This is a genomic window from Streptomyces oceani (assembly GCF_001751245.1).
Taxonomy (GTDB): domain Bacteria; phylum Actinomycetota; class Actinomycetes; order Streptomycetales; family Streptomycetaceae; genus Streptomyces; species Streptomyces oceani.
Genome location: NZ_LJGU01000089.1, coordinates 62,238 through 67,835, shown reverse-complemented (window position 1 = coordinate 67,835; position 5,598 = coordinate 62,238). Strand labels below are relative to the sequence as shown.

General features: G+C 70.7%; 6 protein-coding genes. 2 read left to right on the top strand and 4 right to left on the bottom strand.

All coding sequences use genetic code 11. From position 1 onward, the window contains the following. Positions 1-126: 126 nt before the first annotated feature. Together AN216_RS00865 and AN216_RS00860 are read right to left on the bottom strand one after the other, a co-directional pair. On the bottom strand, positions 127-474 hold the full coding sequence (locus AN216_RS00865; RefSeq protein WP_070194613.1) for a VOC family protein: 348 nt from the start codon (positions 472-474) through the stop codon (positions 127-129). A 153-nt stretch (positions 475-627) separates the two neighbouring features. After that, entirely contained in the window at positions 628-1,284 is a 657-nt protein-coding gene (locus AN216_RS00860) for a TetR/AcrR family transcriptional regulator (protein WP_170842984.1), read from the bottom strand. A 180-nt stretch (positions 1,285-1,464) separates the two neighbouring features. Between AN216_RS00860 and AN216_RS00855 the strand changes: the two genes are divergently transcribed. Beyond that, positions 1,465-2,454: an alpha/beta hydrolase gene (locus tag AN216_RS00855; protein ID WP_420855673.1), complete on the top strand. Its 990-nt coding sequence runs from the start codon at positions 1,465-1,467 to the stop codon at positions 2,452-2,454. Between the two features lie 299 nt (positions 2,455-2,753). On the opposite strand, the gene AN216_RS28920 is transcribed toward AN216_RS00855, so the two are convergent. Continuing rightward, positions 2,754-2,909 (bottom strand): hypothetical protein, encoded by a 156-nt coding sequence (locus AN216_RS28920; protein ID WP_170842983.1) that lies wholly within the window; start codon positions 2,907-2,909, stop codon positions 2,754-2,756. Between the two features lie 326 nt (positions 2,910-3,235). Here AN216_RS28920 and AN216_RS00850 point away from each other — a divergent pair, with 326 nt between their 5' ends. Next, entirely contained in the window at positions 3,236-3,955 is a 720-nt protein-coding gene (locus AN216_RS00850; RefSeq protein ID WP_170842982.1) for a lysoplasmalogenase, read from the top strand. A 46-nt stretch (positions 3,956-4,001) separates the two neighbouring features. On the opposite strand, the gene AN216_RS00845 is transcribed toward AN216_RS00850, so the two are convergent. Continuing rightward, positions 4,002-5,598, bottom strand: a 1,597-nt coding sequence (locus AN216_RS00845) for a type IV secretory system conjugative DNA transfer family protein (RefSeq protein ID WP_079166103.1), incomplete at its 5' end; no start/stop codon positions are given.

Here is a 5,598-nt window from a genome sequence, read left to right as displayed (position 1 = left end):
GGTACTGCATGCGGGAGTGTGTGGGAGAGTAGGACACCGCCGAACAATTCTTATGGGTGTGTCCCTGTTGGTTACGACCAACAGGGACACACCCTTTTTTGCGTTATCGGCTTATTCGAGCTCGCACTATTCCGCCGGATTCTCGATGAGCGTGAGGCGGTTGCCGTCCGGATCTCGCAGCACGGCGAAGCGAACCTGTTGGGTCCCTGGTTGGATGGCGCCGGCTGTAAGCCCATGCGCGGCCAGTTCCCGGAGCGTTCGCTCCAGGTCCTCGACGGCCAGATTGAGCAGAGTCGACCCCGCGTACTCGGGCGACTCGAAGACCTGCACCCAGGCGCTGTCGGTGATGTGCCAGTCAGCCAGTCCAGGCATCGGTCTGCTGTCCGGGGGCCGGCCCAACAGTCGTTCGTACCAGCTGACCGCGGTCTCGATGTCGTGCACCGGGGCCACCGCCAGTACTCGGGAGACAGCCATGCTGAGGGTTCCTTCCGACACAGGGGAACAATCGTCCTGTCCGAGTCCAGCGTGCCGGGTGCGGCCACGGTTGGCAGCTCGTGTCGTTCGCTTCCCCGCCCGTACCGGAGTCCGTACGGCCTCCGCCGTGTCGTCGGCGAGCGGGCTGGTCCGTCAGGCGTATGGGAGGAAACGCTCGTAGGTCGCGGTGGCGTGCGCGAGCCGTTCGGGGGTGAAGGTGTCGGGTTGTTCGAGCAGGAGGCGTGCGAGGAGTTCGGCGTTTCCCCGGATGAGTTGGGCGAGCAACTCGGTGTCGAGAGCCGCTGCTTCCTGGTGCCCGATCCGTGCTTCGATGACGGCTTGGAGTTGCTGGAGTACTTGCTCGCGTCCGTCCCGAATGGTCTCGCGCACGCTCTCCGGAGCACCCTCGATGGGTAGGAGCACGAGCCTGGAGATGTCCGGTTCGCGGACGACGTGTTCGAGGTAGACCATAAGACCCGCCCTTGCCGCGGCGACGAGTCCCTCCGCCTCTCGGGCCGCTGCGAGTGCCTTGGTGACGCGGGCGCGGGTCACCTCCTGAGCCCGCAGCGTCACCGCGTGCTGGAGCCCCGCCTGTGAGTCGAAGATCGCGTAACTGACCGACTTGGCGACTCCGGCCTCGGCGGCCACCCGCTCCATCGTCATCCCTCTCCAACCGTGCCTGGCCAACAACCGGATCGCGGCCTCGATGATCTGTGCGCTGCGCACTTCGCGGGGCTGGCGGGGGGTGTAGCGGCGGCGCCGCGTCTCCGTATCGGGGTCGGAGCCGGGAGAGCCGGGAGAGGAAGCCATGACGCAGTTATATCTAACCGAATATTCTGAGTGGTACATTCACTCTGTTGTTGTCGTGCGCATGCCTTGGATAGGAGGCGGAGGACCTTACGGGCCGCCGCGTACGGCACGAGGGCGCGGCCCCACCGTGCGGCAGTGGCACGCCCAGCTCCGGCAGAAGTCCCCCACCAGGAGGTCATCTTGAAGGACCAGACTCCCACCCGCAGACGCGTACTGAAGGCCGCCGGCGGCCTGTCCGCCGCCGCGGCACTCGGGGGCGCGGGTGTCCTCGCGGGCGCCGCCCCAGCCAGCGCGGCCGGGGACGGTTTCGGACTACGCGTCACGGAACGCGGCGAGAGTGACCCGCGTATGTGGTGGTACCGGTTCTCGACCGACCAGACCGGTTGGGACCCTGCCGTCAACGTCCTGCTGCCCGAGGACTACCACAGCAGCGGACGCACCTACCCCGTGCTCTATCTGCTGCACGGAGGCGGTCTCGACCAGGACTTCATGTCGTTCGACAAGGCCGGCATCCGGGGCCTGGTCGGTGGCAGGCCGATCATCGTGGTGATGCCCGACGGCGGTCACGCCGGCTGGTACTCGAACCCGGTCAGTTCCAACGTCGGGCCGCGCAACTGGGAAACGTTCCACATGAAGCAGCTGTTGCCGTGGATCGACGCGAACTTCCGTACGTACGCGGAGTACGACGGCCGCGCCGTGTCCGGCTTCTCCATGGGCGGTTTCGGCGCGTGGAAGTACACGGCGAAGTACTACGGCCACTTCGCCTCGGTCAGCGCGCACTCCGGCCCGGCGAGTCTGCGCCGCGACCTGGGGGCGGTCGCCCACTGGGCCAACGTCTCGTCCGCGGCGGCGGATCTGGCTGGTGGCTCCATCTACGGCATGCCGCTGTGGGACGAGGCCAGGGTGAGCGCCGACAACCCCGTCGAGCGGATTGACAGTTACCGGGGCAAGCGCATCTTCATGGTCGCCGGCACCAGCCCTGATCCGGTCAACTGGTTCGAACGCATCACCGAGGGCGAAGTGCTGGCGGGCCAGCGGGAGTTCCGTGGTCTGCTCGACAACGCCGGCATCGCGTACGAGGCGCGTGAGGAGCCTGGCGGGCACGTCTTCCGGCACGAGATGTTCAAGCAGGATCTCGACGGCATGATCGAGCGCCTTCGCAAGGCGTAGCTGTCAGGGCCTCCGGTGTGTACCGGCGTACCGGTGCTCTGCGGCGCACGCGCGGGCTCGTCCGGCCAACTGGTGGGACGAGCCCGCCATTCTCGGGCGCGGCTGACGACGTCATCCGGTGGCCGGCCGGTCCGGGTCAGCCCCACCAGGGTCCACGCGGCAAGTCGAGCGGTCTGCTCCAGAGTTCGTTCGGGTCGACCTGGCACTCCCGATCCTCCAACTCGCCGGGGCGGCGAGCGTCGATCGGCAGGCCAAGCTCGGTCAGCCGCCGGGCGAGCCGCGCGAACAGTTCGGTGCCCTCACCGCCTCCGTCCTCGTACAGCTCCGTCGTCGTAGCCGTGGTGGAGTTGGCGTACGGAGACGGTGACGTTGAACGAGGGCCGGAACTCCCCGTTCTCCTCCCGGGAGACCAACATGTCGCAGAATCCCGAGGCCTCCGCCTTGGATTCGTTCACCGCGATGTCCTGCGCGGACAGCGTCTCGGCCCGGTAGTCAGCATCCCGGCCAGCGCGAAGGCCCCCAGGGGCAGGACGCGTCGGCGCCGTGCCCACGCGAGGAGCTTGGTACGCATGATCCCCCGTGTTGTCCCTCGGAACGGACGCCGCCTGGCGTGGCATTGACGGGTTTCGCGGCACAACGGATGTCCGTACCCTCCCGCGTGGCGCCCGCCGCCAGTACGCTACCGCCCGCCGTGTGGCCCGTACGAGGCGGACCAACCGGTGACCCTGGACGACCACCCCGAGGCCCGACGCCCACCCCCGACGAAAGCCGAACACGCGCCATGACCACGACACCCCCGGACCGTTCCGTCCCCGCGGCGGGCGCGCGTACGAGCTGGGGTGGGCCGCCGCTGATCCGGGTCTTCGTCCTGCTGGCCGTGGTGAACCTGGCCAGTGTCGCCGCCGGTTGGCTGCCCCTGGAGTGGGCCACCAAGCCGCTGCTGGCTCCCGTGCTGGCCGCGCGGGTGTGGCGCTCGTCCGGTACCCGGCAACCGCCCGTGCTGCTCGGCTTCGGCTTCGCCACCGGGGGCGACGTGGCCCTTTTGGTGCCGGGGACGCCGGCGTTCCTCACCGGCATGGGCTTCTTCCTGGGGGCGCAGCTCTGCTGGATCACTGCCTTCGTACGCGCCGGCGCGCTGCCGCTGCTACGGCGACGCCGGGCGTTGTGCGGGTCGTACGTGGTCGCCTGGGGCGTGGCCGTCGGAGCCCTGGCCCCACTGCTCGGCCCGGGGCTGGCGGTGCCGATCGCCGGGTACGGCCTGGCGCTGGTCGTGATGGCGCTCACGGCACACGCGAAGGGCCGGGTGGCGGCTTACGGTGGGGCGGTGTTCGTCCTGTCCGACCTGCTGATCGGACTGGGCGCCGCCGGACTGGACTTCGCCGGCCGCCCGGTGCTGGTGATGACGACGTACGTGAGCGCGCTGTTTCTTCTCGCGAGGGCCTTCACCGACGACCGTGCCCCACACGGCGGTGAGTCGACCGGCGGCGTGACAACGCGCTGACTGGGGCGCTGTCAGCCCCGTCCGGCTGCCAGTGGCGCCAGCGGCGTCACCGGGCCAGCTCCGGCCACCACGCGCGGGCCTGCTCGGTCGACCGCAGTAGCGCGATCGTACGCAGTCCGGCGTCCGGCCCGTCCGCGAGCAGTTCCGGCAGCCGCGGCAGCGGCGCGACCGTCGCGGCCTGGTCGAGCAGCACGGTCAGCGGCGGATCGAGCCGGCCGGCGTGCGCCTGTGCGGCCAGCCGGCGACCGTGCTCGATCGTGGCCGCGGTGACGGCGGTGACCAGCCCCATCGCGCCCGGGCCCTCCCGCCGGGGCGCCTCAAGGCGTTCGCCGACCACGAAGAGCGTGCCGCCCTCCGGGATGAACGAGTCCCAGGCGACCCGGTCGGCCCGCCCGGCGGTACAGGCGTCGCGTACGTGCAACTGGCTGAGGCACTGCAACGACCGGCGCACCAACTCGAGGGCGGCCTCGCGGCGTTCCGGGTACGCGGTGAGCGTCGCCTCCAGCTCGCCGGCGGTTCCGGCGCCGGCCTCGCGGTGCGTACGAAGGATGCGTACCGCGTTCTTGGAGGAGCCGCTGGCTGTCCACCGGTGCACCTGCCGGAAGGGTTCCCCGGCGATCGCCGCCGCGTGCAGGAAGCAGCGCAGCAGGGTGCGGGCGGCGTCGTGTACGGCCGGATCGCCGCTGGTTGAAGCGCACAGCGGCGCGAGCAGCGCGCTCGCGCGCCCCTGGGCGGTCGGCAGGTCCGCGCAGCCGGCGTGCGGTTCCCAGCGCAACCGGCTGGGGGCGTCGGTGCGTTGACCGGGGTCGTAGACGTGTACGGGCCCCAGCTTGGCGCGTGCCCCCACCGTCTCGGCGTACAGCTCGATGTCCGCGGTGACCGCCAGCACGGCGCCCTCCGCCTCTCGTACGGTCTCCGCGGCGGCGGTCGGATCCGGCGCGATCCGCAGGCCGTACCGGCCGCTGGCGGGGCCGGGATCGGCGCCTGGTACGCCGAGGGTCGGGCCGGGCAGCACGTCCGGGGTGTCGTACGGGCGGTCGGGCAAGCCGGAGCCGGAGTTGGGGCTGGAGCCCGTGTGCGGGTCCGCGGCAGGGGGTGTCGCTGTCGGCTGCTTCGCCAACGAGACCGGCCACGGCGACGACTCGTGAGCTTCGGCGCCGCCGGCCTCGCGCCTGGTGTTCTCGGTGTCCTCCGGTTCCTCAACGCCCCGGGTGCCCCCAGGCTCCCCAGCGTCCGGGTCGGCCCAGTCCGCCCGCTCGGTGGCGCGGTCCCGCTCGCGGCGGTCACGGCGCTCGTGCGCCCGGTCCCGGTCCCGGTCGAGCCGTCGGGCCTGCCGTACGGCGCGCCAACGGGAGGCCGTGCCCAGCACGAACACCGTCAGCACGACCAGCACCAGCACCTGCCCGATGAACAGTCCCCAGAACAGCCCGTACCCGGTCAGCTGCCCGCGCGGAGTCTCCGGCCAGGCACCCGCCATGTCGTGTGGCTCGCCGATGAGTTCGCGTATCGCCGTGGGCGTGTTCGTGAAGCTGACGCCGTCCGGCCAAGCGCCGTGCGCGAAGAGCCCGGCGAGGCCGGTGGCGGTCCACACGAGTGCCGCCATGCCCAGTACGAGCGCCAGCCCGCCCACCAGCAGCCCGTCC